Genomic DNA, 24,696 nt, shown 5'->3' on the forward strand with positions numbered 1-24,696 from the left:
AGCCCCAAGGAGAGCACCATGCAACGACGCACTTTCCTCGCGTCGATCGGCGCTGCCGCGATCGCGGTCGGCCTCACACCCACGCCCACGTCGGCCCAGGCCCAAGGCCAGGCGCACGCCCGCCGTGCTGACGCCTACACCTGGAAGAACGCCGTCATCAACGGCGGGGGCTTCGTGCCAGGGATCATCTTCAACGAGACCGAGCGGGACCTGATCTACGCCCGCACCGACATCGGCGGCTGCTACCGCTGGCAGCAGGACTCCCGCACCTGGAAGCCGCTGCTCGACTGGGTCGGCCGCGACAGGTGGGGCTACAGCGGTGTGGTGTCCATGGCCACCGACCCGGTCGACACCCACCGTGTCTACGCCGCCGTCGGCACCTACACCATCGACTGGGACCCCAACAACGGCGCGGTGCTCTACTCCGACGACAAGGGTGAGACCTGGGGCATCGCAGAGCTCCCGTTCAAGCAGGGCGGCAACATGCCCGGCCGCGGCATGGGCGAGCGCCTGGTCGTCAACCCCGCCGACAACGCCGAGCTCTACCTCGGCACCCCGAACGGCAACGGGCTGTGGCGCTCGCGCGACCACGGCCGCACCTGGGCGCAGGTGGAGAACTTCCCGAACCCCGGCAACTTCGTCGTCGACCCGTCGAACCCGCTCCTCGCCGACAACCAGGGCGTGATCTGGATCGACTTCGACCAGGTCGGCGGCAAGATCTATGTGGGCGTGGCCGACCCGGACGACCCGCTGTACGTCTCCGACGACGGCGGATCGACCTGGCAGGCCGTCCCCGGCGCGGCCGAAGCGCTCGGGTCAGCGGGCGGCAACCGCACCATCCCCGGACAGTCCGCGATGGACGACACGAACGGGTACCTGTACGTCGTCACCAGCTACGACCCAGGCCCCTACAACGGCGCGCCCGCCGCCGGCAACGGCGGAAAGATCCTGCGGCTCGCCACCCGGACCGGCGGGTGGACCGACATCACCCCCGGGTACAGCCCGCGCGGCGTGATCCCGGGCTTCGGCGGGATCACCGTCGACCGCAAGAACCCCGGCACCCTCATGGCGGCCACGCGCAACAACTGGTATCCCGACGAGATCCTCTACCGCTCGACCGACTCCGGCGCGACGTGGCAGCTCAGCTGGGACTACGCCGAGGGCCAGGACCGCCACGACCGGTTCGACATGGACAACACCGGCAGCCCGTGGCTGTCCTGGAACGGCGAGGACCAGGGGCCGCAGCACGCGGTCAAGCACGGGTGGATGATCGACGCCCTCGCGATCGACCCGCACGACTCCGACCGCATCATGTGGGGCACCGGCGCGACCATCTGGGGCACTGAGGAACTGACCCGGTGGGACGCGCAGGGCGAGCTCATCGGCCAGAACGAGGCCGGCGAGCGCGTCGCGCTGCCGGTCAAGAGGTTCACGGTCGCGGTCCGCGCCGAAGGCGTGGAGGAGTGCGCGGTCCTCGACCTCGCAGCTCTCGGCGGGACCCTCGTCTCGGCGGTCGGCGACGTCGGCGGCTTCGTCCACACCGAGCTCGGCCGAGCCGAGCCGATGATCGACACCGACTGGTCCACGGGCACCAGCGTCGACTTCGCCCAGTACAGGCGCGACATCATCGTCGGCACCGGCAACGTGCACGGCAACGAGAAGGGCCACGTCGGCGTCTCCACCGACCGCGGCAAGACCTGGAAGAACGCCGCGCGCGTCGAGGGCGTCCCCGGTGACGGCCACGGCGGTACCGTCGCGATCAGCGCCAACGGGTCCAGGATCTTCTGGACGCCCGGCAGCTCCGAGGTCACCCCGGTGTACAGCACGGATCTGGGCGAGACGTGGATCCCGGTGCGGGGCCTGCCGGCGGGGGCGAAGATCCGGGCCGACCGCGTCGAGTCGTCCCTCCTGTACGCGTTCTCGGGCGGCACGTTCTACCGCAGCACCGACGGCGGCGCGACGTTCGCCGACACAGGAGCGACGGGCCTGCCGACCGCGGGCGTCGACGACTTCCGCGCCGTCCCTCGCCACAAGAAGCACCTCTGGCTGGCCGGGCGCGGCGACGAGAAGACGGGCGTCACCGGCGGCATGTGGCGCTCGAAGGACGGCGGCACCACCTGGAAGCGCATCGCCACGTTCGAGACCGCGGAGTCGGTCGGCTTCGGCAAGGCGGCCAAGAACGCTGCTTACCCGGCGATCTACACGTCCGCGCTGATCGGCGGCAAGGCCGCCATCTACCGCTCGACCGACGGCGGCAGCCGGTGGGCCCGCCTCAACGACGACGACCACCAGTGGGCGTACTCGGGATCCGCCATCACCGGCGACCCGCTCGTCTACGGCCGCGTCTACCTCACGACCAACGGCCGCGGCATCATCTACGGCGACATCGTCGCCAGCTGAGGCCCACGTGGTCGGGGCCTACGAGGGAGCAGCAGCCCATGTCCTCCGAACCGTGTCGCAGACCTCGATCAGCCGGAGCCGGAGGTCGTTCGACCGCTGCGCGTACTCGCGCTGCCGCCGCACGTACTCCGCCTTGCCGTGCGGCGTCTCGATCTCGACGGCGGCGACGCCGTACTCCGACACGTCGTACGGAGACGCGGCCATGTCGGTCCAGCGGATGTCGCGGGCCAGCTCGAACGCGTCGAGCAGCAGGTCACCGGGCACGGCAGGGCCGAGCTTCAGGCACCACTTGTAGAGGTCCATGTTGGCGTGCAGGCAGCCCGGCTGCTCCAGGCCGACCTGCGTCGCGCGGGTCGGCTGCAGCTGGTTGCGTCCCGTCGCCTCCGGCGTGAAGAACCGGAACGCGTCGAAGTGGGAGCAGCGCACGGGGTTCGCCTCGACGACGGTGTCCGTCCCGGCGTGCCCGAGGCGCAGCGGCAGGGGGTGCCGCTGGTCGCGGCCCGCCTCCCGGTCGCGGTAGACCATCGCCCACTCGTGCAGCCCGAAGCACCCGAACGTTCCCGGGCGGGACGCCGTCGCGGACAGCAGCTCGCGCACGTACCGCACGGTGTCGCCGCGGTCCGCGAGGAAGGCGGTGCGGTCGAGCGTCACTATTTGGGGAGTCTTGGAGCCCTCCGCCGCGCCACCGCTCGGGGCGGTCGTGTGCCACCGCCACGTCGTGCGGTCCTCGGGGTCGGGCGCGGGGTCGTCGGTGTCCGGTTCGAGGGCACCCGCCCCGCCGTCGGGCAGCACGAGGGCGACACCCGCTCCCGGGTGCCAGCGGCGCAGGTGCGCGATGCGGGTGGGGTAGTACGTGAAGAGGAAGTCCTCGATCGCGTGCTTGCGCCCGGCGTCGCGGGCCGCGCGCCAGACGGCGGTGAGGGCGTCGGCCCGCGCGGTATGCGCGTCCGCGAGCGGCACCCACTCCTCGGGGAGCAGCACCCGGGCCGGGCTCGCACCGGCGTCGCGCACGACAGGCTGGTGCCCGACGGCGTCGGGCGCACCGGGCGCGATCGGCTCGCCGAGGACTGTGCTCACCGGTCCAGGGTAAGTCCGGCGCGGCACCGGCCGAGTGCGGCCGAACCGCCCCGGCCGCCGTCGTAAGGTGCCAACATGTCCGATCTCCCTCTGCGCCGCCTCGGGCGCTCCGGCCTGTCCGTTCCCGTCGTCGGCCTGGGGTGCAACAACCTCGGCCGCGCCGGCACCGTCACCGAGACCGCCGAGGGCGCGACGGCCCTGGTCGACGCCGCCATCGACGCTGGTGTGACCTTCTTCGACACCGCCGACGTGTACGGCGCCCGCCGCGGCCTGTCCGAGGAGCTGCTCGGCGCCGCGCTCAAGGGCCGCCGCGACGACGTGCTCGTCGCCACGAAGTTCGGTCTCGACATGCAGGGCGTCAACGGGAACGACTTCGGCGCTCGCGGCTCGCGCCGGTACATCGTGCGGGCGGCCGAGGCGTCGCTGCGCCGGCTCGGCACCGACTGGATCGACCTCTACCAGCTCCACACGCCCGACCCGGCTACCCCCGTCGACGAGACGATCGCCGCGCTCGACGACCTGGTCACCTCCGGCAAGGTGCGGTACGTGGGCCACTCGAACCTCAAGGGCTGGCAGGTGGCCGACGCCGAGCACGTGGCGCGGTCGCTCGGCGGCACCCGGTTCGTGTCCGCGCAGAACGAGTACTCGCTGCTGTCCCGCGGCGTCGAGCGCGAGGTGCTGCCAGCCGCCGAGGCCTTCGGCGTCGGCGTCCTGCCGTACTTCCCGCTGGCGAACGGCCTGCTCACGGGCAAGTACTCGGCCGGGGCCCGGCCGGACGGCTCGCGCCTCGTGGTCGCGAAGCCCCACCTGCTGGAGACGGCGCCGTGGGAGACGCTGGACCGGTTCGGCGCGTTCTGTCGCGAGCGGGGCGTGGCCGAGATCGACGTCGCGTTCTCGTGGCTGCTGTCCCGGCCGGAGGTGACGTCGGTGATCGCCGGGGCCACACGTCCGGAGCAGGTGCGCCGCAACGCCGAGGCCTGGTCGTGGACGCCGACGCCGGAGGACCTCACGGAGCTGGACGCGATCTTCCCGGCCTGACCCGGTCAAGAATGGGTAGCGTTGGGCGCATGAGTCTTCCGTTTCGGCAGGTCAATGTGTTCTCCCCGGCCCCGGCGGGCGGCAACCCGGTCGCCGTCGTGCACGACGCCGACGGCCTCACCGACGACCAGATGGCCGCCTTCGCCCGCTGGACCAACCTGTCGGAGACGACGTTCCTGCTCACCCCGACCGACGCCGGGCGCGACGGCGGCGCCGACTACCGCGTGCGGATCTGGACCCCGGGCGGCGAGCTGCCGTTCGCCGGGCACCCGACGCTCGGGACCGCGCACGCATGGCTGGAGGCCGGCGGCGAGCCCGCCGGGCAGGGTGTGGTCCAGGAGTGCGGCGTGGGCCTCGTGCGCCTGCGGCGCACCGCCGTCGGCGACGGGCACCGCCTGGCGTTCGCGGGCCCGCCCCTGATCCGCTCGGGCGACGTCGGCGACGCCGACCTCGCGCAGATCGCGCGGTCGCTGCGCATCGACGTGTCCGACGTCGTCCGCTCGGCCTGGGTCGACAACGGACCCGGCTGGGTGGCGGTCCAGCTCCGCGACGCGGCCGCCGTGCTCGCGCTCGAGCCCGACCTCGTGGCGATGGGCGACCTGAAGCTCGGCGTCGTCGGTGAGTACGGCGGCGTCGGTCACGGGGAGGGCGCCGACCGGGCGGGCCTGCGCGGCGCGGGCGAGGACGAGCCCGTCGTCGAGGTGCGTGCCTTCGTGCCGTCGATCGGCGTGGGGGAGGACCCGGTGACCGGCAGCCTCAACGCCGGCCTGGGGCAGTGGCTCGCTGGTGACGTGCTGCCGTCGTCCTATGTCGCGTCGCAGGGGACGGCGCTGGGCCGCGCGGGCCGGGTCCACGTCGAGAAGCTGCCCGACGGCGAGGTGTGGGTCGGCGGCGACACCGTCACGACGGTCGTCGGTCAGGTGACTTTCTGAGCGGGGGCTGATGCCGGGTCGGACGGAGCATCCGGTGCTGCGTCCGGCGGAGCATCCGGTGCCCCGTCGGACGTGCGTCCCGGCGTCGGGAACGCCTTCCGTGCGATCCCGGTGAACACCCGCTCGAGCGGGCCGCGCCCGAACAGCGCCCGCCACAGCGTCGCCGCGGCCAGGGCGCTGAGCACCATCACACCGAGCGGACCGTTGTCCGGGTAGACGAGCAGGTCCACACCGATGAGGCTCCACCACCAGAGGACGACGACCTGCGCGGAGTAGACCGTCAGCGCCATGGCACCGACGGCGGCCAGCGGGGCGGTCACCGCGAGTGCCACCCGCCGTGCGACCTGTCGCACCCCACCGCCGTCGGTGCTCGTGCCGGCCCGGGCTCCGACGAGCAGGCACAGGCCGAGCACACCGAGCGCGAAGCCCCCGGAGCCCAGGGCCTCGAACATCGTGTCGTCGTGCGGCCCTTCCAGGTACAGGCCGGCCAGGGGCGGCCAGGGGTCGGACAACGTGGGCGGCGTCGCGGCCGCGTACTCAGACGCGGTCCTCATGAACTCCTGCTCGATGGCCTCGGCGCCTCCCGCACCGGCCACCAGGGTGGACGAGACGAGCGAGCTGACGGCGGCGAGCCCGAACCCGCCGGCGACCAGGCCAAGACGCAGCACGGGCGACCGCAGGTCGCAGCGCCCCACCGCGAGCCCTGCGAACACGTACGCCATCCAGACCACCGCCGGGTAGTGGCCGGTGAGGAGGAAGTCGGTGGCGGCACCGGAACCGTCGTGCGGGGCGCGCAGGCCCGCCCGCGCCAGGGCCTCCGGCCCGTAGTACGCGAGGAACGGTCCGACCACCGCGACGATCACAGCCATCGTGGCGAGCCGTGCCGGCGACATGCGCAGGAACGGCAGCGCCAGGACGAAGTAGGCGGCGTAGAACCCGAGGATGAGCAGCACGCGCGGGCCGAGGAGGTCGAGCACCGCGACCAGCGCCAGCAGCAGCACGGCCCGCACCAGGATCCGGGCCCGCGCGGTGCGCATCAGCTCGCCCGTGAACGGTTTGGCGCCGCCCGTGAACAGCGCGAGGGACAGCCCGGCCACGGTGGCGAACAGGATCGACGAGCGGCCGTGCGCCAGGCTCAGCCAGCCCTCCAGCGTGCTGAGGTCGTCGGAGGTGACGCCCATGTGCGCCGTGAGCATCCCGAGCACGGCGATCCCGCGGGCGATGTCGGCCCCGGGCACCCGGCCGGGACCGCCGAGCAGGTTACGGCTCATCCGGTCGAGGGCGCCCCGGAACGGTCCACGGGACACCGCGGACGGTGCGGCTGAAAGCTGGTCAGGCGTCGGCATGCGGGCATCCTTGCGTGACGGCGACGCTGACGCGCGCGGGCCACGCCGTCAGGCCGAACACCGTCGAAAAGCCGCTCGGCCGTGGGACCGGCCGTCCGAGGGATGAGAACGCAGATGTGCCGCACCGCCCGGCGCACATACAGTGCGGCCATGACCGGCAGCGCCAACGAGCACGACATCGCTCGCAGCGATACCTCCCGCAGCGACACGTCCCGACACAGGACCCAGCCCGCGGGAACCGACCCCATCGACGCGGTCGACGCCCCCAGCAGCCTGTCGCGGCTGGCCGGCGGCCAGGACAGCCCCGTCGCCGGGACCGACCTGACCAAGGAGTCCGAGTCCTACACGCACGGGCACCACGAGTCCGTGCTGCGCTCGCACCGGCGTCGGACGGCAGCCAACTCCGCCGCCTTCCTGCTCCCGCACCTGCTCTCCGACATGACGCTGCTCGACGTCGGCTGCGGCCCCGGCACCGTCACGGTCGACCTGGCCGAGCGGCTGACGCAGGGCAGCGTCGTCGGCGTGGACGCCTCCGACGACGTGCTCGAGTCCGCCCGCGGCCTCGCCGACGCGCACGGCACCAAGAACATCAGCTTCGAGCACGCCAACGCGTACGAGCTGCCGTTCGAGGACGGCTCGTTCGACGTCGTCTTCGCCCACCAGCTCCTGCAGCACCTGTCCGACCCGGTCGCCGCGCTGCGCGAGATGAAGCGCGTCGCCAAGCCCGGCGGGTTCGTCGCGGTGCGCGACGCCGACTACGAGGCCATGACCTGGTTCCCGGAGTCCCCCGAGCTCACCGAGTGGAACATGCTCTACCACGAGGTCACCCACACCTACGGCTTCGAGCCGGACGCCGGACGCCGCCTCGCCTCCTGGGTGCGCGACGCCGGGTTCGACCCCGCCACGATCGAGCCCGGCGCCAGCGTCTGGTGCTACGCCACCCCCGACGACCGCACCTGGTGGGGCGGCCTCTGGGCCGAGCGCTGCACCCAGTCGAACTTCGCGGTGCAGGCCAAGGACTCGGCGCTCGCGGACGACGTCGCCCTGGAGCAGCTCGCCCAGGGCTGGCGGGAGTGGGCCGCCGCCCCGGACGGCTGGTTCGCGGTGCTCAACGGCGAGGTGCTGGCGCGCGCCTGACCGTCGCGCCCCGGAGGCGGACGAGCCGCGCGGTGAGCCCACCGCCCGCTGCCAGGAAGATCGCCAGGCCGAGCAGCACCACCGCCGGGTACAGCCAGAGCACCACCCGGTAGGCCGCTACGGGTTCGGAGAGGCCCATGAGCTGGGCGCCGAGCCAGGGCAGCGCGGCGCCGAGCACGGTGAACACCGCGAGCGGGACCAGGCGCAGCATGCGCCAGTGCGGTGCACCGGCGGCGCGGCGCACCGCCCACCCGCGTGCTCGCACGACGACGACCACCCCGGCCAGCAGCACGAGCGCCGCGATCCCGAGGACGACGGCGTTGAACACGTCGAACGGGTTGGACGTCGACTGCGGCGTGCCGCCGTCCACCGCCACGACGGCGTTGTGCGTCAGCGCCATGGGCTCCCCGGCGGCGTTGCTGAGCACCACGGCGCCCGTCCCGGTGACCGGGGAGAACTCGATCCCGGAGGCGAAGGTCGCGAGGGTGCCGCCGTGCCCGATCAGCGGCGCGGTCTCGTCCTCCGTGGTGGTCCGGTGCCAGCCGTAGCCGTACTCCGCGGCGTCGGCCGGCACGTCGTGGAACGTGCGGAAGGCGTCGGCGCCCAGCAGGCGCTCGCCCGAGGGCGACGTGCCGTTCCCGACCTGGAACCGCAGCCAGGACGCCATGTCTCCTGCGGTGGAGACGATGCCGCCGTTCCCGGCGCAGCCCTGGGGCAGCTCCGGCACCGCCACCAGGAGCGGGCCGAGCCCCGAGAACCCACGGGCGAGGCCGGGCGAGGGCGCGTCGCACAGCTCGGTCGCCGTGCTGGAGTCCATGCCGAGCGGCGCGAAGATCTCCTGCTCCAGGTACTCGCCGAAGCCCACGCCCGAGGTGTGCTCGACGAGCCGGGCCAGCACCGTGTAGCCCGCGTTGCTGTACATCGTGGTGGTGCCCGGGTCGGCGGCCAGCTCCTCGTCGGCCAGGCGGGCGACGGTCTCCGCGGGCGCGGCGGCTGGGTCGGACGAGTACTCCAGGGCCGTCACGGCCAGGCCGGAGCGGTGGTTCAGGAGGTCCTCCACCGTGATCTGCCGGTAGCGGTCGTCGGCCATCCGCAGCTCCGGGAGCACCTCGGCGACCGGGTCGTCGAGGTCGAACCGCCCGGCGTCGGCCTGCTGCAGCACGGCCAGCGCGGTGAACGCCTTGCTCATCGACCCGATCCGCAGCGGGGTGTCCTCGCCCACCGGGTCGCCGTCACCGGTCACGCCGTGGACCCGTACGCGCACGTCGCCGTCGGTGAGCGTCACGAGGGCGACACCCGGTGCCCGGTGGACCCTTACGTACTCGGCCAGGTAGCCGTCGACCTCGGCCGCGACGTCGTCGGCGGCCTCGGTCGTGACGGCGGCACTCGCGGCGGGTGCCGCTGCCGCTGCCGCCGCCGGCGCCACGAGCGCCGTCATCGCTGCCACCGCCAAGGCCGCCCGCAGAGCTGTGTGCTGCCGCACCCCGGCCCGATAGATCCTCATGCTCGCTCCTCGTCAGGGCCCGGTGCCATCGACCGGCCGGACCGTCCGTCCGACACGCTATGGACGGGAGGGGGCCCGCGGCATCGGGGATGACCTGGGTCGGAGCCCTTGGTCGACCCTGAACGGACCCCGAGCGCCCGGGCCCGCGAGGCAGGCTTACGCTGGGCCCGTGCGTATCGCTAGATTCACCAACGGAGACGACCCCCGCTTCGCCCTCGTGCAGCAGGAGGGTGACAAGACCTTCCTCGCCGTCCTGGGTGGCGACCCCCTGTACATGCCGGCGATGCCGACCGGCGAGCGCGTCGAGCTGGGCGACGGCGTCCGGCTGCTCGCCCCGGTGATCCCGCGCTCCAAGGTGGTGGCCGTGGGCAGGAACTACGTCGACCACGCCAAGGAGATGGGCAACGAGGTCCCGTCCAGCCCGCTGCTGTTCTTCAAGCCGAACACGTCGGTGGTCGGCCCGGACGACCCGATCGTGCTGCCGGACTTCACGCAGGAGGTCTCCTACGAGGCCGAGCTGGCCGTCGTCATCTCCAAGGTGTGCAAGGACGTCACGCCGGAGCGGGCGTCGTCGTACATCCTCGGCTACACGGTCGCGAACGACGTCACCGCGCGTGACGCACAGCGCACCGACGGGCAGTGGGCGCGCGCCAAGGGGTTCGACACCTCGTGCCCGCTGGGCCCCTGGATCGACACCGACCTGAACCCGGAGGACGTCGGCGTGCGCTCGCGCGTCAACGGCGAGCCGCGCCAGGACGGCCGCACCCGGGACATGGTGTTCGACGTGCCGTTCCTCGTGTCGTACATCTCCGAGGCCATGACCCTGCTGCCCGGCGACGTCATCCTGACCGGGACGCCCGCCGGCGTCGGCAGGATCGACCACGGGGACCGCGTCGAGTGCGAGGTCGAGGGCCTGGGCGTCCTAACCAACCCGGTGATGCGGCGCCGCTGAGATGACGTCGGAGCACGGCGCGTCGCTGCACGGCGACGCGGCCCGGGTGCTGCGTGCCTGGACCGGGCCGACGGCGGAGCAGGAGCGGCTCAGGGCGCGGTACGTGCGGCACCTCGAGGGGCACGACGACGGTGTGTTCCGTGGCTGCGTGCCCGACCACCTCACGGCGTCGACCCTCGTGCTCTCGCACGACGGCGCACGGGTGCTGCTGACCCTGCACGGCAAGGCGAGGCGGTGGTTCCAGTTCGGCGGGCACCTGGAGGCAGCGGACCGCACGCTGGCCGGCGCCGCCGAACGGGAGGCGCGCGAGGAGTCGGGGCTGGTGGCGCTGTCGGTGGACCCGGTGCCGGTGCACCTGGACGAGCACGTGGTGCCGTTCTGCCGGCCCGGCACCGGGGACGCCGCACGTCCGGTACATCATCTGGACGTGCGGTTCGTCGCCGTGGCCGAGCCGGGCGCGGAACCCGTCGTCTCGGACGAGTCGCTGGACGTGCGCTGGTGGGACGCCGACGCGCTGCCCGACCCCGAGCTGACCGAGCTGGTGGCCCTGTCGCGGGCGCGGTGGGGTGAAGCCTCGGACTGAGGCGGCAGGAATCGTGGCTCTTCGGGCGTGCTTCCGTCACCATGAGCCATGGCGATCATGCGGCGGTTCCTCGTGCTGGCCCCGGTGGCGGTCGTCGTCGGCGCCGTGGTGTTCCTGGTTGTCCACGTCTTCGCCGGCACCGGTCAGCTCGGCCTGCTGGAGATCGGCCTGGGCCTCCTGATCGCGCTCCTGGCGACGGCGACGGTGCTCGCGGTGATCCTCGTCGCGATCGGCGCCCTCCGCCTCGTGCGGGTCCGTAGCGCCTGGGCCGCTCTCGGCCTGGCGTTCGGCCTGGCCGTCGTCGTCCTGGGGATCAGCTACGCGGGCATCGCCGCGTCCATGCAGCCCAGCGACCCGGGGTTCGACCTGAGCCTGCTCCTGACGGCCGCCGGCGTGCAGATCCCCACCTGGCTGACGTTCGCCGCCGGACTCCTGATCGGCGGTCGACGGAGTCGTGCCGTACAGGACCGTGGCGCACGGGTTCACGCCGCACAGGACGGCGATGTCAGCCCCACCCCATAGGCTGGGGCCCGTGACTTCAGTAACCGACACCTCGACCGACCCGGCGGCGAACGCGCCCGTCCGCGTCCGCTTCGCGCCCTCCCCGACCGGCATGTTCCACGTGGGCGGCGCCCGCTCCGCGCTGTTCAACTGGGCAGTGGCGAAGCAGCAGGGCGGCACGTTCGTGCTGCGCATCGAGGACACGGACGCCTCGCGGAACCAGCCCGAGTGGGTGGACGGGATCCTGTCGGCCATGGAGGCCCTGGGCATCCGCACGGAGGACCCGGCGTTCGAGGGGCCGTACTTCCAGTCGGCGAACGCCGGCATCCAGAAGGACGCCGCCCAGCGGCTCTTCACCGAGGGCAAGGCGTACTACTGCGACTGCACCCGGGACGCCGTCATTGCGCGCACCGGCAACCAGCAGACCGGCTACGACGGCTTCTGCAGCGCCCGCGGCCTGGAGTACGCCGAGGGCCGCGCGCTGCGGTTCCGCACGCCCGCCGACGGCGAGACCAGGGTCGTCGACCTGATCCGCGGCACCCCGACGTTCCCGAACAAGAACCTCGAGGACTTCGTCATCGCGCGCGGCGACGGCTCACCGGTCTTCCTCCTGGCCAACGTCGTGGACGACATCGACGAGAACATCACCCTTGTCATGCGCGCCGAGGAGCACCTGCCCAACACGCCGAAGCAGCAGCTGCTGTGGGAGGCCCTGGGCCAGACCCCGCCGCAGTGGGCGCACATGCCCGTGATCGTCAACGAGAAGCGGCAGAAGCTCTCCAAGCGCCGCGACAAGGTGGCGCTGGAGGACTACCTCGCCGAGGGCATCCTGCCCGACGCGATGGTCAACTACCTGATGCTGCTCGGCTGGGCGCCCGGCAACGACGAGGAGATCCTCCCGTTCGAGGAGCTCGTGCGCCGGTTCCGCGTCGAGGACATCAACTCCTCGTCGGCGTTCTTCGACATCAAGAAGCTCACCGCCTTCAACGGCGAGTACATCCGCGCCCTGAGCGTGCCCGAGTTCACCGAGGCCTGCGGCCCCTGGCTGCACGCACCCCGCGCCCCGTGGAGCGAGGAGCAGTTCGACAGCAAGGTGTTCGACGCCGTCGCGCCGCTCGCCCACTCCCGGGTGGCCCTGCTGTCCGAGATCACGAACAACGTGGACTTCCTGTTCCTCGACGAGCCGGTCATCGACGAGGACTCGTGGAACAAGGCGATGAAGGCGGGCGCCGCCGAGCTGCTCGCCGACGTCCGCGTCGCGTTCGCGGACGTGGCCTGGGAGGCCGAGACGCTCAAGGACACCGTCACGACGGCGGGGGAGGCGCACGGCATGAAGCTCGGCAAGGCGCAGGCCCCCGTCCGCGTAGCCGTGACGGGCCGCAGGATCGGTCTGCCGCTGTTCGAGTCGCTCGAGGTGCTCGGCCGCGAGCGGACGCTCAGCCGGATCGACGCGGCGCAGGCCCGTCTGGCCGAGCTCGCGGCCCAGGCTCCGGCAGAGGTGACCGCCGCCGCTGAGTGAGGTCGCAGGGTGAGCGGGTGCGGGCCGAACGAGTTCTGTACGGTGGCGGGCGTGACCGACGACATGCCGCCTGCCGCCGTGCCGACCTCGACCGCGCCCGGCCACTCTGTGCCCGCCTTGGCGGCGCCGGACCCCGTGGGGTCGGCTCTCGCGCCGCGCGAGTACCCGCAGGCCCTGCGCGGCCCGAAGCACCGGTGGTGGCGCCCCCTGCTCGGGCTGGCGGCAGTGGTTGCCTGCACGGTCGTGCTGGCCGGGGCGATGCTGCTGTACGCCCTCGCGTTCGTCGTCGCGGAGGCGTTGGGCGTGCGGCTCCCCGACCCGTCGAGTCTCACCGACGCCTGGTTCGTCTCGCCGGTGGGCCTGCTCGTGACCAACCTGGGCCTCGCGCTCGGCATCCCGGTCGCTCTTGTCGCGACCTGGGCGCGGGCCCGCCGCGGTGGACTCGTGTCGTCAGTCCTCGGCCGGGTGCGCTGGCGCCTGCTGCTCGGCGCGCTCGGCGTCGCGCTGCTCCTCCTGGTGCCGCTCACGTTCGCGGGCGACCTCCTCCTGACGCAGCTGGACCTGCCCGCCGACGGCGCCGGCGCTGGTTCTGGCGCAGACGGCGGCGCGGCCGCGGAGGAGCCCTGGTGGCCGCTCACCCCGGCGTCCGGCTGGCTGGCGCTGGCGGTCGTCGTCCTGCTCACCACACCGCTGCAGGCGGCCGGCGAGGAGTACTTCTTCCGCGGCTGGCTCACCCAGTGGACGGGCAGCATGCTGCGCTGGCGCTGGCTGGCGATCGCTCTGCCCGCCGTCCTGACGGCGTTCCTGTTCGCTCTGGCGCACGGCGCGCAGAGCCCCTGGCTGTTCGCCGACCGGCTGGTGTTCGGCCTGGTCGCCAGCCTGCTCGTCTGGCGGACGGGCGGGCTCGAGTGCGCCGTCGCGCTGCACGTGGCGAACAACCTCCTGGCATTCGGCCTCGCCATCGCCTACGACGGGCTCGAGGACTCGCTGCTGATCACCGAGATCGCACCGGCCGAGGGAGCAGTCAGCATCGCAGGGACGATCATCACGACCGCTGTGCTGCTGTGGTGGGCACGACGCCGCAGGCCCGCCCTGGTCGTGCCCGAACCCGCCGAACGAGGGACACGATGAACGACAGCACGGTGGACGGCATCCTGTTCGACGTCGACGACACCCTCGTCGACACCAAGGGGGCCTTCGCGACGGCGCTCGCGGCCGTGCGGGCGCAGTACCTGCCGCACGTCCCGCCCGAGCGGGAGCCGGAGATCCTGGCGCACTGGCGCACCGACCCCGGCGGCTACTACAGCAGCTACACGCGCGGCGAGACGGACCACGTGACGCAGCGTCGGCTCCGGGCGGCGCTGCTGCACGAGACGTACGGCGGCGCGCCCGTCACGGAGAGCTCCTTCGCCGCCTGGGACGCGCTGTTCTGGGGCACCTTCGAGAAGTCGTGGACGGCGCACGAGGACGCCCGGGCCGCCGTCGACGCGGTGATCGCAGCGGGAATCCGGGTGGGCGTGGTGACGAACGCGGCCACCCGGCTGCAGGAGCACAAGCTGCGGACGGCCGGTCTCGCGGACCTACCCGTGCTGGTCGGGGTCGACACCCTCGGCTTCGGCAAGCCCGACCCCCGCGTCTTCCTCGAGGGCGCCCGGCTGCTGGGCACCGACCCGGCCCGGACGGCGTACGTGGGCGACGAGCCCACGGTGGACGCGCTGGCGGCCCACCAGGCACGCCTGACGGGCGTCTGGCTGGACCGGGCGGGGCACCGGCGCGGACCGGGCTACGGCGGCTCTCCAGCGCCCGACGGCGGGTTCCGTGACGTGCAGGACCCGGACGCCCTGCGCGCGGCTGGTGTGCTGGTGATCGAGACGCTCGCGGAGCTCCCGGCCGCGCTCGGCTACGGCTCCGAACTGCGCCGAACAGGCCCGGAAAAGCCCTGAGCCGGACCCGGATCGGCACGCGTGACGGACAGCACGCCCTTTCCGTTTTGACCACCGTCCGAGGTCAGGTAATGTTCTCCAGCGGTAGGGCCCACACGGAAAGCCTGTCGGAAACAGGTGTATCCAGAAGGTCATTACCCCCATGGGGTATGGTGTAATTGGCAGCACGAGTGATTCTGGTTCACTTAGTCTAGGTTCGAGTCCTGGTACCCCAGCGCAGAGCGCAGCGCACACGTAGCCGATGCGAGTCGGCCTCATGGTGCGCTACGGTTCTCACCGGCAACCGGTCCATAACCGGTAGTTCAGGCCCCCATCGTCTAGCGGCCTAGGACGCCGCCCTCTCACGGCGGTAACGCGGGTTCAAATCCCGCTGGGGGTACGCAGGTCCGTCGGCTCCGGCCGGTGGATCCGTTCAGGGCCCCCATCGTCTAGCGGCCTAGGACGCCGCCCTCTCACGGCGGTAGCGCGGGTTCAAATCCCACTGGGGGTACAGCAGGAAGGCCCGGTCCATGCGGACCGGGCCTTTCGCCGTCTGCGGGGAGTGTTCCTCGCTGGACCGGGCTGGGAAGCCTTCAGCGGATCTTCGGGTCCTTGCCGCCCTCGATGAACGGCTCGGGCCGCACCTCGGAGTCCGGGTCGGCGGTGGCCCCACCGGGTACGTGGCCGCCGTGGTGCGCGCCGCTGCTTGGGGTAGCGCCGCCGGCCGGCGGCGTGGGTGCCGTCGCGCCGCCCGTCGACGACCAGCTCGGGCGGATCGGCTCACCGCTGACGGGGGCCGTGCCGTCCCTGGTGGCGCTCCCGTCGGCAGTGTTGCCCGGGATGGTGCCGGCCGGGATGGTGCCGCCCGGGATGGTGCCGCCCTGGGCGGCGTCGCTCCGGGCGATCGGAAGCTCGATGCGCTGCGTCGGCGGGTTGATGCGCCGTCCGATCCGGGGCATGAGTGCGGGTGGCGGCGGGCCGGACGGTGATTCGGCCGACGGCATGGCCTGGGGCCTGATGTCCGGGTTGGCCTGCGCGGCCGCCTCGGCGTCGGCGGCGTCCGGGTGGAAGAGCGACGCGATGATGAGCCGGTACCGGGAGTCGGGCTGGGGTATCCAGGTGACCCGGTCGAGGGACTGGTCCTGCCCGGCGGTCTCGAAGATGAAGGTGCCGTAGCCGAGCAGCTGACCCATCGGGGTGCGCTCGTACCCGAGGTCGGTCACCTTCTCGGTCGGCATCATCGCCACCCGGTGGATGAGGAAGCCGTCGAGAACGAGCAGCCGGCGGTCGGTCAGGACGAACCAGCGGGCCCGCCACTCCAGCCACTTGTACAGCAGGCGCCCGCCGAGGACGACGAACGGCAGCCATACCCAGCCCATGTCGTTCCGGACGTTGGGGTCCACCGCGACGAGCAGGGCCAGCGCCAGCACGAACGCACCGGCGGTCGTGAGGAGCGGCTCCCAGAGCATCGACCAGTGCCGGTGCGTGGCGATGATGATCTTCTCGTCCGCCAGGATGTACCGCTGCAGGGCGCGGTTGGGGACGACGAAGTCCGCTGTTGCGCTCATGCGGGTCTCCCCGGGGGTGCGGTCGGATGCGGTGCGCGAGCCGGACCGGGACGGCCGGTGGATCGATCCGAGAGGTTCGATCCGACGGCCCGGTCCGGTGGTCGGGTCTCGCCGCTGACCCTACGTGGTCAGCGGCCGATCGACCCGGTGAAGAGCTCCTCGAAGAATCTGCCGATGTTCGCGATGGCACCCCAGATGACGTCCCACAGAGCAAGCACGACGTCGGCGGAGCGCTCGGGGTCGTTGACGACCGAGTACAGCAGGAAGATCACGACGATCCAGATGATGATGAGCCTCACCTTGGGCGGCATCAGATTCCTCACGACGTAGGTGTGTGTGCCGAGGTGGCACACGTCCCTCCAGAGGGTACTGACAGGACCGGGACCTGGGGAATCACCTGGCTCGGCGTGGCGTACCAGCACTCACCGACCGCTCACCGGCCGCACACGCCGTGTGCACCGCGGAGCCCGGCGAGTGCCGGGCTCCGCGGGGGACAGTGCTGCGAACGAAGGGCTACTCGCCGGACCGGTGCAGCACCTCGGTGAGCTTGTTCGCCGCGGCGACGACAGCGGCGGAGTGCAGCCGGCCGGGCTGCCGGGAGAGGCGCTCCACGGGTCCGGAGACACTCACGGCGGCCACCACGCGGCCGGAGGGGCCGCGCACCGGAGCCGACACCGAGGCCACGCCGAGCTCACGTTCTGAGACGGACTGTGCCCACCCGCGGCGTCGGACGCCGGAGAGGATGGTGGCCGTGAAGGTCGCGTCACGCAGGCCGCGGTGGAGGCGGTCCGGCTCCTCCCACGCGAGCAGGACGTGCGCCGCGGAGCCGGCGCTCATGCTGAGCGTCGCACCCACGGGGATGGAGTCGCGCAGGCCGACCGGGCGTTCGGCGGCGGCGACGCACACGCGGTGGTCGCCCTGCCTACGGTAAAGTTGGGCACTTTCGCCTGTGTGGTCCCGCAGCGCGATGAGCACGGGGTTCGCAGCCGCCAGAAGGCGGTCCTCGCCGGCGGCCGTGGCCAGCTCGTTGAGGCGCGGACCCAGCACAAAACGGCCCTGCATGTCACGGGCCACGAGGCGGTGGTGCTCGAGTGCAACGGCCAGGCGGTGCGCCGTCGGGCGGGCCAGACCGGTCGAGGAGACGAGCTGCGCCAGGGTGGCCGGTCCGGCCTCGAGTGCCCCGAGGACGGACGCCGCCTTGTCCAAGACGCCGACTCCGCTAGTATCGTCCATACCGCGATATTGCCGTCTCGGAACGTGAGATTGCAAGTCGAGGGCAAAAGTTGTTTCTGACCGAGGTAGTTACAGGGAGGCGAACCGCAATGGCCGGCACGCTGGCAGAGAAGGTTTGGGAAGCGCACCTGGTGCGTCGAGGCGAGGACGGCTCACCCGATCTTCTCTACATCGACCTGCACCTGGTGCACGAGGTCACGAGCCCGCAGGCGTTCGAGGGGCTGCGGCTCGCCGGACGGCAGGTGCGGCGCCCTGACCTCACCATCGCTACCGAGGACCACAACACCCCGACGCTCGACATCGATCGGCCGATCGCCGACCTGACGAGCCGCACGCAGATCGACACGCTGCGCGCCAACGCCAAGGAGTTCGGCGTCCGGCTGCACAGCCTCGGCGACGCCGACCAGGGCATCGTGCACCAGGTCGGCCCGCAGCTCGGGCTGACGATGCCCGGCCTCACCGTCGTGTGCGGTGACTCGCACACCTCGACGCACGGCGCGTTCGGCGCGCTCGCGTTCGGCATCGGCACGTCCGAGGTGGAGCACGTGCTCGCCACCCAGACGCTCCCGCTGGCGCCGTTCAAGACCATGGCGATCACGGTGAACGGGACGCTGCCCGCCGGTACGACGTCCAAGGACATCATCCTGGCGATCATCGCCAAGATCGGCACCGGCGGCGGGCAGGGCTACGTGCTCGAGTACCGCGGCGAGGCCATCCGGGCGCTGTCCATGGAAGCCCGCATGACCATCTGCAACATGTCGATCGAGGCAGGCGCCCGCGCCGGCATGATCGCGCCGGACGAGACCACGTTCGAGTACCTCAAGGGCCGTCCCCACGCGCCGGAGGGCGAGGACTGGGACGCCGCCGTCGAGTACTGGCGGACGCTCCGCACGGACGACGACGCGGAGTTCGACGCCGAGGTGGTGCTCGAGGCTTCCGACCTGGAGCCGTTCGTCACCTGGGGCACCAACCCGGGCCAGGGCCTGCCGCTCTCGGCGACCGTGCCCGTCCCGGCGGAGATCGCCGACGAGGGCGACCGCGAGACCGCGGCGAAGGCCCTGGAGTACATGGGCCTGACCGGCGGCACGCCGCTGCGCGACATCCAGGTCGACACGGTCTTCATCGGCTCGTGCACCAACGGGCGCATCGAGGACCTGCGGTCCGTCGCGAAGGTGGTCAAGGGCCGCACGAAGGCCGACTCCGTGCGCGTGCTGGTGGTCCCGTCCTCGGCCCGCGTGCGGCTGCAGGCCGAGGCCGAGGGCCTCGACGTGATCTTCAAGGAGTTCGGCGCCGAGTGGCGCAACGCCGGCTGCTCGATGTGTCTGGGCATGAACCCGGACCAGCTCGCACCGGGCGAGCGGTCGGCGTCCACGTCGAACCGCAACTTCGAGGGGCGGCAGGGCAAGGGCGGGCGTACCCACCTGGTCTCGCCGCTGGTCGCTGCCGCGACGGCGATCCGGGGCACCCTGTCGAGCGTCGCCGACCTCGACCTGCCGTACGACATCGACATCACCACCTTCGACGGCACGCCGCTCGACGGCGTGGGCGCGTCCCCGCTGGGCGAGTCCGTCGTCGACCTGCCCATTCCCGTGGCGATCGGATCCGCCAGCGGATCCGCTGCCGGCCAGCCCGCGCTGCGCTGAGAGGAGCACAGACCATGGAGAAGATCCACACCCACACCGGCGTCGGCGTCCCGCTGCGCCGCAGCAACGTCGACACCGACCAGATCATCCCCGCTGTGTACCTCAAGCGGGTCACGCGTACGGGGTTCGAGGACGCGCTGTTCGCCGCATGGCGTGGCGACCCCTCGTTCGTGCTGAACCAGGAGGCGTACTCGGCGGGCTCCGTGCTCGTGGCCGGGCCCGACTTCGGCACCGGCTCCTCGCGTGAGCACGCCGTCTGGGCGCTCAAGGACTACGGCTTCCGGGTGGTGCTCTCGTCCCGGTTCGCCGACATCTTCCGCGGCAACTCGGGCAAGCAGGGTCTGGTCGCGGGCGTCGTCTCGCCCGAGGACATCGAGATCCTCTGGAAGATCCTCGAGACCAAGCCGGGCACCGAGGTGACCGTTGACCTCGAGGCCAAGACCGCGACGGCCGACGACGTCACCGTGCCGTTCCAGATCGACGACTACACGCGGTGGCGGCTCATGGAGGGGCTCGACGACATCGGGCTCACCCTGCAGCAGGAGGACAAGATCACCGCGTTCGAGGCGACCCGGGCGTCGTGGCGCCCAAAGACGCTGCCGGCGCGGCACCTGCCGTCCGTCGAGATCGAGGCGGCCCGCCCGGTCTGACCGGTTCCCCTCGCCGAGGTAGAACCTCGGCGGGATGGAACTGCAGCGAGACAGAACTCTGGCGAGATGGAACGTGGCCCAGGCTGCGGTTCTGTCTCGCCAGAGTTCTGTCTCGCCCTGGTTCTACTTCGCTGTGGTTCTGCTTCGTCGAGGTCCGTGCACTGCCGTGGTCCCTAGTTCGACAGGTTCGGCGGGCCCTGGCGCACCTTCTCCAGGAGCAGCTCCGGCGTGACCGTTGCCGGGTCCCACCACGAGTCGATCCACCAGGTGACGCCCGCGTCGGCCATGACGCGGGCCTGCTCGGCGGCCTCGGCGGGATCGGGTGAAAGCTTGCCCTGCAGGATGACCTCGAACGGGCGGTCGCCCCGGGCGCTGTCCGTGCCGTTCCCCTCGGTCTCGTCCGACCGGTGCGCCGTCAGCCAGTCGACCAGTCCGGTGATGTCCTCCGTCGTCAGATCGTCCGCCGTGCCGCGCAGCTGCGGGACGATCCCGTCCCAGCGGAGCGTGCGCCTCAGGTTCTTGGCGGGCGGCCGCTCGGCGTCCCAGACACCGACCGGCCACACCGGGATCCGGCCGTTCACGGGCTGCTCGGGGAAGCGGAACGGGCCGGTGTCGATGTGTTCCCCGTGAAACTCAAAGCCCTCGCCGGACCAGGACTGCTCGACCCAGGCCAGCGTCTCGTCCAGCAGCGCCGCCCGCTCCTTCAGGCCCTTTGCCTGACCCGGAGCTGAGGTGAAGCCGCGGTCGTCGGCCACTCCGACACCCACGGGCAGGACGAGGCGACCGCCGGACAGACGGTCCACGGTGAGTGCGCGCTGCGCGAGCTCCCACGGGCGGTGTCGCGGTACGGCGAACACCATCGCGCCGAGCGTGATGCGCTCCGTCACCGTGGCAGCGGCGGCGAGGACGGCGAACGGGTCGTAGACCGGCATCGCCCACTCGCCGTCGAGGCTGATCGCGTCCCAGGTGAAGAAGCCGTCCCAACCATGCTCCTCGCTCTCGCGCGCCAGAGCGATGTGCTGGTCGATCGTGCCGAAACTGCTGATGAATCCGAACTTCATACCGTTCCTCCGGGTGGCCCAGGTGGTTGTCCGACGTCACCGAGCACGCTACGCCGACCCTCTGACACTCCTCCGATGGGGTGGGGTCAGATGTGGACGGGGCGCTCGAAGAACGTCTCCAGCACCACGATCGCGTCGGTCCCGGTGACGCCGTCGACACCGAAGATCCGGCGCAGCGCCTGCTGCAGCTCCTCGGTGGACGCGGTGCGCACCTTCACGAGCACCGAGGCCGAACCGGCGACGATGTGCGCCTCCTCGATCTCCGCGATCTGGGCCAGCGCCTCATGGGTGGACGGGTCGCCCATCCAGGCGTTCGCGTCGACCATGACAAAGGCAAGTACGCCGCGGCCGACGGCCTGGGGGTCGATCTCGATGGTCGTCCTGCGGATCACCCCGCGTTCCCGGAGCTTGCGCACGCGGTCGTGAGCAGCCCCGGCGGAGAGCCCCACGGCCTTGCCCAGCGCCGTGTACGGCATGCCCGCGTCCTGCTGCAGCAGCTTCAGGAGCTCCCGGTCGACGTCATCCATGGCAGGGACTATACCGATGACGCTGGCTGTACAGGAATCGGTCATGAGGGATAATCTCCGAATCATGTCTACTTCTGAGGCGATTCCTGCCGAGTTCGTCACGCTGGATGAGCGGTTCACTGGATTTGACGGCGACTTCGTGGTGAAGCGCCACTTCTCCGACGCACGGAAGACCGAGGGGCCCGCGTACTTCGCGGGCGGGCAGTACCTCGTCTTCAGCGACATCCCGAACGACCGGCTGCTGCGCTACGACGAGACGACGGGCGCCGTCGGCGTCCTTCGGCACGGCTCCGGGTATTCCAACGGGAACACCGTGGACCGCCAGGGCCGCCTCGTGACCTGCGAGCAGGGCAACCGGCGGGTGACGCGCACCGAGCACGACGGCTCGGTGACGGTCCTGGCGGACAGCTACCGCGGCAAGCGGCTGAACAGCCCCAACGACGTCGTGGTGCGCGCGGACGGCTCGGTGTGGTTCACGGATCCCACCTACGGCATCACCGGGGACTACGAGGGCAACGCGGGCGACTCCGACTTCGACGGCGCCTGCTACGTGTTCCGCATCGACCCCGTCGACGGGGAGGTCACCGTCGTCGCGGACGACTTCGTCCGGCCCAACGGGCTGGCCTTCTCGCCGGACGAGCGGCAGCTGTTCGTCGTCGACACCCGTCAGGACCCGAGCCACATCCGCGTCTTCGACGTGACGGACGACGGGCGCCTGGCCGGCGGCGCGATCCACGCCACGTGCGACGCCGGCCGCTTCGACGGGATGCGCCTCGACACCGAGGGCCGTATCTGGGCCGCGGCCTGGGACGGCGTCCACTGCTTCGCTCCCGACGGCGACCTGATCGGCAAGCTGCTCCTGCCCGAGTCGGTCGCGAACCTCACCTTCGGCGGGCAGAAGCGGAACCACCTCTACATCACGGCGGGCACCTCGCTGTACTCGCTGCGGGTCACCTTCAACGGCGCCGCATACCCCCGCTGACGACCGGCGAAGCTAGGGTTGCGCCGTGACGCAGACGCAACCCGTGGTGGAGATGTGGACCGATGGCGCCTGCAAGGGCAACCCCGGGCTGGGTGGCTGGGGTGCGCTCCTGAAGGCGGGGGAGCACTCCAAGGAGCTGTTCGGCGGGGAGAAGCTCACCACGAACAACCGCATGGAGCTCAAAGCAGTGGTCGAGGCGCTGCGGGCGCTCAAGCAGCCGAGCGAGGTCACCATCCACGTCGACTCGTCGTACGTGATGAACGGTATGAAGACCTGGATCGTGGGCTGGAAGCGCAACGGGTGGAAGACCGCGAGCAAGCAGCCGGTGAAGAACGTCGACCTGTGGCAGGAGCTCGACGCCGAGGTCGCCAAGCACACGGTGCGCTGGGTCTGGGTCAAGGGCCACGCCGGCGACCCGGGCAACGAGGCGGCGGACGCGCTGGCGAACAAGGGTGTCGACAGCGTGCGCTGACGGCCTGCGTCGATGGCCTGCTCGAAGCCGTAGCGGTAACGAGACCGATGTCACGTCACCACGATTCGCGCACCCTAATACCCTTGTCCCATGGCTTCCCACTACGACGTCGTACTCCTCGGTGCGGGCCCCGGCGGCTACGTCGCCGCGATCCGCGCTGCCCAGCTCGGTAAGTCCGTTGCGATCATCGAGGAGAAGTATTGGGGTGGTGTCTGCCTCAACGTGGGCTGCATCCCTTCCAAGGCTCTGCTCCGCAACGCCGAGCTGGCCCACATCTTCACTCACCAGAAGGACTTCTTCGGCATGTCCGGGGACGTCACGTTCGACTTCGGGAAGGCCTGGGACCGTTCGCGCGTCGTCGCCGACGGCCGCGTCAAGGGCGTGCACTTCCTCATGAAGAAGAACAAGATCACCGAGTTCGACGGCCGCGGTACGTTCCGTGACGCGAACACCATCGAGGTGGCCCTCAACAAGGGCGGCACCGAGACCGTCACCTTCGACAACGCGATCATCGCCACGGGCTCCGAGGTGCGCCTGCTGCCCGGCGTCGAGCTGACCGAGAACATCGTCACCTACGAGAAGCAGATCCTCACGCGCGAGCTGCCCAAGTCGATCGCGATCGTCGGCGCAGGCGCCATCGGCATGGAGTTCGGCTACGTCCTGAAGAACTACGGCGTGGACGTCACGATCATCGAGTTCCTCGACCGTGTGCTGCCGAACGAGGACGCGGACGTCTCCAAGGAGATCACCAAGCAGTACAAGAAGCTGGGCTTCAAGGTGCTGACGTCGACCGCGGTCCAGACCGTCAAGGACGACGGCACGTCGGTCACCGTCTCCTACAAGGGTGTCAAGGACGACAAGCCCGGCGAGCTCGTCGTCGACAAGGTCCTCATGGCCGTCGGGTTCGCGCCCAACGTCAGCGGGTTCGGCCTCGAGAGCACGGGTGTGCAGCTCACCGAGCGCGGCGCCATCGACATCGACGACAACATGCGCACCAACGTGCCGCACATCTACGCCATCGGTGACGTCACGGCCAAGCTCATGCTGGCGCACGTCGCGGAGACGCAGGGGGTCGTCGCTGCCGAGACCATCGCCGGGGCCGAGACCCAGACCCTCGGCGACTACCGCATGATGCCGCGTGCCACGTTCACCACCCCGCAGGTCGCCTCGTTCGGTCTCACGGAGCAGCAGGCCAAGGACGAGGGCCACGACGTGAAGGTCTCGACGTTCCCCTTCATGGCGAACGGCAAGGCGCACGGCCTCGGCGACACCACGGGCTTCGTCAAGCTCGTCGCTGACGCCAAGTACAACGAGCTGCTCGGCGCCCACATGATCGGGCCGGACGTGTCTGAGCTGCTGCCGGAGCTGACGCTCGCGCAGAAGTGGGACCTGACTGCTGACGAGGTGGCGCGGAACGTGCACACGCACCCGACGCTGTCGGAGTCGGTGCAGGAGACTGTGCATGGTATTGCTGGGCACATGATCAACTTCTAGTTGGTTGCTCGGCCGCCCTTGGGCGGTCGGCCTGGTCAGAGGCCCGGATCCGCGGAATTCCGCGGATCCGGGCCGCGTTTTTTTGGGGGGGGGTGGTGGGAACAAAGGTGGTGGTGTGCCCCGCAATTTGGAAGGGAGAACGGGGGGGAGGGGGA

General features: G+C 71.1%; 23 protein-coding genes and 3 tRNA genes. 18 read left to right on the plus strand and 8 right to left on the minus strand.

Going from position 1 to position 24,696, the window contains the following annotated elements; all coding sequences use genetic code 11:
- Window positions 1-18: 18 nt before the first annotated feature.
- Window positions 19-2,400, plus strand: a complete 2,382-nt coding sequence (locus AB0I32_RS24665; protein WP_357510888.1) for a sialidase family protein — start codon at window positions 19-21, stop codon at window positions 2,398-2,400.
- 18 nt (window positions 2,401-2,418) lie between these two features.
- Here the strand turns inward: AB0I32_RS24665 and AB0I32_RS24670 are convergent, their stop codons facing one another.
- Window positions 2,419-3,378 carry a 3-methyladenine DNA glycosylase gene (locus AB0I32_RS24670; RefSeq protein ID WP_357510924.1) on the minus strand — a complete coding sequence of 320 codons (960 nt, stop codon included), beginning with the start codon at window positions 3,376-3,378 and terminating at the stop codon, window positions 2,419-2,421.
- 174 nt (window positions 3,379-3,552) lie between these two features.
- Between AB0I32_RS24670 and AB0I32_RS24675 the strand changes: the two genes are divergently transcribed.
- Together AB0I32_RS24675 and AB0I32_RS24680 are read left to right on the plus strand one after the other, a co-directional pair.
- Window positions 3,553-4,515, plus strand: coding sequence for an aldo/keto reductase (locus AB0I32_RS24675; protein WP_357510890.1), 963 nt, complete (start codon window positions 3,553-3,555; stop codon window positions 4,513-4,515).
- A gap of 29 nt (window positions 4,516-4,544) precedes the next feature.
- A complete protein-coding gene (locus AB0I32_RS24680) occupies window positions 4,545-5,447 on the plus strand; it encodes a PhzF family phenazine biosynthesis protein (RefSeq protein WP_357510892.1) in 903 nt (300 codons plus the stop codon).
- Here AB0I32_RS24680 and AB0I32_RS24685 read toward each other — a convergent pair.
- Entirely contained in the window at window positions 5,432-6,793 is a 1,362-nt protein-coding gene (locus AB0I32_RS24685) for a heparan-alpha-glucosaminide N-acetyltransferase domain-containing protein (RefSeq protein ID WP_357510894.1), read from the minus strand. The genes AB0I32_RS24680 and AB0I32_RS24685 overlap by 16 nt on opposite strands.
- A 150-nt stretch (window positions 6,794-6,943) precedes the next feature.
- Here AB0I32_RS24685 and AB0I32_RS24690 point away from each other — a divergent pair, with 150 nt between their 5' ends.
- On the plus strand, window positions 6,944-7,930 hold the full coding sequence (locus AB0I32_RS24690; RefSeq protein WP_357455615.1) for a class I SAM-dependent methyltransferase: 987 nt from the start codon (window positions 6,944-6,946) through the stop codon (window positions 7,928-7,930).
- Here the strand turns inward: AB0I32_RS24690 and AB0I32_RS24695 are convergent.
- Window positions 7,902-9,434: a serine hydrolase domain-containing protein gene (locus tag AB0I32_RS24695; RefSeq protein ID WP_357510896.1), complete on the minus strand. Its 1,533-nt coding sequence runs from the start codon at window positions 9,432-9,434 to the stop codon at window positions 7,902-7,904. The genes AB0I32_RS24690 and AB0I32_RS24695 overlap by 29 nt on opposite strands.
- 169 nt (window positions 9,435-9,603) lie before the next feature.
- On the opposite strand from AB0I32_RS24695, the gene AB0I32_RS24700 reads away from it, so the two are divergent.
- From AB0I32_RS24700 to AB0I32_RS24740, 9 genes are all read left to right on the plus strand, one after another.
- Window positions 9,604-10,386, plus strand: coding sequence for a fumarylacetoacetate hydrolase family protein (locus AB0I32_RS24700; protein ID WP_357510898.1), 783 nt, complete (start codon window positions 9,604-9,606; stop codon window positions 10,384-10,386).
- A 1-nt stretch (window position 10,387) separates the two neighbouring features.
- Window positions 10,388-10,969: an NUDIX domain-containing protein gene (locus AB0I32_RS24705; RefSeq protein WP_357510900.1), complete on the plus strand. Its 582-nt coding sequence runs from the start codon at window positions 10,388-10,390 to the stop codon at window positions 10,967-10,969.
- A 48-nt stretch (window positions 10,970-11,017) separates the two neighbouring features.
- Window positions 11,018-11,491 carry a hypothetical protein gene (locus tag AB0I32_RS24710; protein ID WP_357510902.1) on the plus strand — a complete coding sequence of 158 codons (474 nt, stop codon included), beginning with the start codon at window positions 11,018-11,020 and terminating at the stop codon, window positions 11,489-11,491.
- A gap of 10 nt (window positions 11,492-11,501) precedes the next feature.
- Complete coding sequence (gene gltX, locus AB0I32_RS24715) at window positions 11,502-12,989, plus strand: glutamate--tRNA ligase (RefSeq protein ID WP_357510904.1); 1,488 nt, start codon at window positions 11,502-11,504, stop codon at window positions 12,987-12,989.
- A 51-nt stretch (window positions 12,990-13,040) separates the two neighbouring features.
- On the plus strand, window positions 13,041-14,120 hold the full coding sequence (locus AB0I32_RS24720; RefSeq protein WP_357510906.1) for a type II CAAX endopeptidase family protein: 1,080 nt from the start codon (window positions 13,041-13,043) through the stop codon (window positions 14,118-14,120).
- Window positions 14,117-14,932 carry an HAD family hydrolase gene (locus tag AB0I32_RS24725; protein WP_357510908.1) on the plus strand — a complete coding sequence of 272 codons (816 nt, stop codon included), beginning with the start codon at window positions 14,117-14,119 and terminating at the stop codon, window positions 14,930-14,932. Before AB0I32_RS24720 ends, AB0I32_RS24725 begins: the two co-directional genes overlap by 4 nt.
- A gap of 143 nt (window positions 14,933-15,075) precedes the next feature.
- Window positions 15,076-15,147: transfer RNA gene (locus tag AB0I32_RS24730), tRNA-Gln, on the plus strand.
- Between the two features lie 91 nt (window positions 15,148-15,238).
- A tRNA-Glu gene (locus AB0I32_RS24735) sits at window positions 15,239-15,311 on the plus strand.
- 38 nt (window positions 15,312-15,349) lie between these two features.
- Window positions 15,350-15,422 (plus strand) — tRNA-Glu (locus AB0I32_RS24740).
- Window positions 15,423-15,504: 82 nt separating this feature from the next.
- On the opposite strand, the gene AB0I32_RS24745 is transcribed toward AB0I32_RS24740, so the two are convergent.
- The 3 genes from AB0I32_RS24745 to AB0I32_RS24755 form a co-directional block, all read right to left on the minus strand.
- On the minus strand, window positions 15,505-16,479 hold the full coding sequence (locus tag AB0I32_RS24745; RefSeq protein WP_357510910.1) for a PH domain-containing protein: 975 nt from the start codon (window positions 16,477-16,479) through the stop codon (window positions 15,505-15,507).
- A gap of 128 nt (window positions 16,480-16,607) precedes the next feature.
- Complete coding sequence (locus tag AB0I32_RS24750) at window positions 16,608-16,790, minus strand: hypothetical protein (RefSeq protein WP_133249756.1); 183 nt, start codon at window positions 16,788-16,790, stop codon at window positions 16,608-16,610.
- Between the two features lie 202 nt (window positions 16,791-16,992).
- A complete protein-coding gene (locus AB0I32_RS24755) occupies window positions 16,993-17,712 on the minus strand; it encodes an IclR family transcriptional regulator (RefSeq protein WP_026365378.1) in 720 nt (239 codons plus the stop codon).
- A gap of 89 nt (window positions 17,713-17,801) precedes the next feature.
- Between AB0I32_RS24755 and leuC the strand changes: the two genes are divergently transcribed.
- On the plus strand, window positions 17,802-19,355 hold the full coding sequence (gene leuC, locus AB0I32_RS24760; protein WP_357510912.1) for a 3-isopropylmalate dehydratase large subunit: 1,554 nt from the start codon (window positions 17,802-17,804) through the stop codon (window positions 19,353-19,355).
- A 14-nt stretch (window positions 19,356-19,369) separates the two neighbouring features.
- Window positions 19,370-20,005, plus strand: a complete 636-nt coding sequence (gene leuD / locus AB0I32_RS24765; RefSeq protein ID WP_357510914.1) for a 3-isopropylmalate dehydratase small subunit — start codon at window positions 19,370-19,372, stop codon at window positions 20,003-20,005.
- A gap of 173 nt (window positions 20,006-20,178) precedes the next feature.
- On the opposite strand, the gene AB0I32_RS24770 is transcribed toward leuD, so the two are convergent.
- A complete protein-coding gene (locus AB0I32_RS24770) occupies window positions 20,179-21,066 on the minus strand; it encodes an LLM class flavin-dependent oxidoreductase (RefSeq protein ID WP_357510916.1) in 888 nt (295 codons plus the stop codon).
- 86 nt (window positions 21,067-21,152) lie between these two features.
- A complete protein-coding gene (locus AB0I32_RS24775; RefSeq protein WP_357510918.1) occupies window positions 21,153-21,593 on the minus strand; it encodes an Lrp/AsnC family transcriptional regulator in 441 nt (146 codons plus the stop codon).
- 64 nt (window positions 21,594-21,657) lie between these two features.
- Between AB0I32_RS24775 and AB0I32_RS24780 the strand changes: the two genes are divergently transcribed.
- From AB0I32_RS24780 to lpdA, 3 genes are all read left to right on the plus strand, one after another.
- Window positions 21,658-22,575: an SMP-30/gluconolactonase/LRE family protein gene (locus AB0I32_RS24780; RefSeq protein ID WP_357510920.1), complete on the plus strand. Its 918-nt coding sequence runs from the start codon at window positions 21,658-21,660 to the stop codon at window positions 22,573-22,575.
- A gap of 52 nt (window positions 22,576-22,627) precedes the next feature.
- A complete protein-coding gene (gene rnhA / locus AB0I32_RS24785; RefSeq protein WP_357510926.1) occupies window positions 22,628-23,047 on the plus strand; it encodes a ribonuclease HI in 420 nt (139 codons plus the stop codon).
- A gap of 90 nt (window positions 23,048-23,137) precedes the next feature.
- Entirely contained in the window at window positions 23,138-24,541 is a 1,404-nt protein-coding gene (gene lpdA, locus AB0I32_RS24790) for a dihydrolipoyl dehydrogenase (RefSeq protein ID WP_357510922.1), read from the plus strand.
- Window positions 24,542-24,696 lie beyond the last annotated feature (155 nt).

This window comes from Promicromonospora sp. NPDC050249 (assembly GCF_040656015.1).
Lineage (GTDB): Bacteria > Actinomycetota > Actinomycetes > Actinomycetales > Cellulomonadaceae > Promicromonospora.

Bases quoted from the DNA above. Each gene is read 5' to 3' on its own strand.
- AB0I32_RS24710 (WP_357510902.1), top strand. From the start codon at position 11,018: ATGGCGATCATGCGGCGGTTCCTCGTGCTGGCCCCGGTGGCGGTCGTC.
- AB0I32_RS24750 (WP_133249756.1), bottom strand. From the start codon at position 16,790: ATGCCGCCCAAGGTGAGGCTCATCATCATCTGGATCGTCGTGATCTTC.
- AB0I32_RS24745 (WP_357510910.1), bottom strand. From the start codon at position 16,479: ATGAGCGCAACAGCGGACTTCGTCGTCCCCAACCGCGCCCTGCAGCGG.
- AB0I32_RS24725 (WP_357510908.1), top strand. From the start codon at position 14,117: ATGAACGACAGCACGGTGGACGGCATCCTGTTCGACGTCGACGACACC.
- AB0I32_RS24690 (WP_357455615.1), top strand. From the start codon at position 6,944: ATGACCGGCAGCGCCAACGAGCACGACATCGCTCGCAGCGATACCTCC.
- AB0I32_RS24770 (WP_357510916.1), bottom strand. From the start codon at position 21,066: ATGAAGTTCGGATTCATCAGCAGTTTCGGCACGATCGACCAGCACATC.
- AB0I32_RS24665 (WP_357510888.1), top strand. From the start codon at position 19: ATGCAACGACGCACTTTCCTCGCGTCGATCGGCGCTGCCGCGATCGCG.
- AB0I32_RS24780 (WP_357510920.1), top strand. From the start codon at position 21,658: ATGTCTACTTCTGAGGCGATTCCTGCCGAGTTCGTCACGCTGGATGAG.
- rnhA (WP_357510926.1), top strand. From the start codon at position 22,628: ATGTGGACCGATGGCGCCTGCAAGGGCAACCCCGGGCTGGGTGGCTGG.
- AB0I32_RS24685 (WP_357510894.1), bottom strand. From the start codon at position 6,793: ATGCCGACGCCTGACCAGCTTTCAGCCGCACCGTCCGCGGTGTCCCGT.
- AB0I32_RS24675 (WP_357510890.1), top strand. From the start codon at position 3,553: ATGTCCGATCTCCCTCTGCGCCGCCTCGGGCGCTCCGGCCTGTCCGTT.
- leuD (WP_357510914.1), top strand. From the start codon at position 19,370: ATGGAGAAGATCCACACCCACACCGGCGTCGGCGTCCCGCTGCGCCGC.
- AB0I32_RS24755 (WP_026365378.1), bottom strand. From the start codon at position 17,712: ATGGACGATACTAGCGGAGTCGGCGTCTTGGACAAGGCGGCGTCCGTC.
- AB0I32_RS24705 (WP_357510900.1), top strand. From the start codon at position 10,388: ATGACGTCGGAGCACGGCGCGTCGCTGCACGGCGACGCGGCCCGGGTG.
- AB0I32_RS24775 (WP_357510918.1), bottom strand. From the start codon at position 21,593: ATGGATGACGTCGACCGGGAGCTCCTGAAGCTGCTGCAGCAGGACGCG.
- AB0I32_RS24680 (WP_357510892.1), top strand. From the start codon at position 4,545: ATGAGTCTTCCGTTTCGGCAGGTCAATGTGTTCTCCCCGGCCCCGGCG.
- lpdA (WP_357510922.1), top strand. From the start codon at position 23,138: ATGGCTTCCCACTACGACGTCGTACTCCTCGGTGCGGGCCCCGGCGGC.
- leuC (WP_357510912.1), top strand. From the start codon at position 17,802: ATGGCCGGCACGCTGGCAGAGAAGGTTTGGGAAGCGCACCTGGTGCGT.
- AB0I32_RS24695 (WP_357510896.1), bottom strand. From the start codon at position 9,434: ATGAGGATCTATCGGGCCGGGGTGCGGCAGCACACAGCTCTGCGGGCG.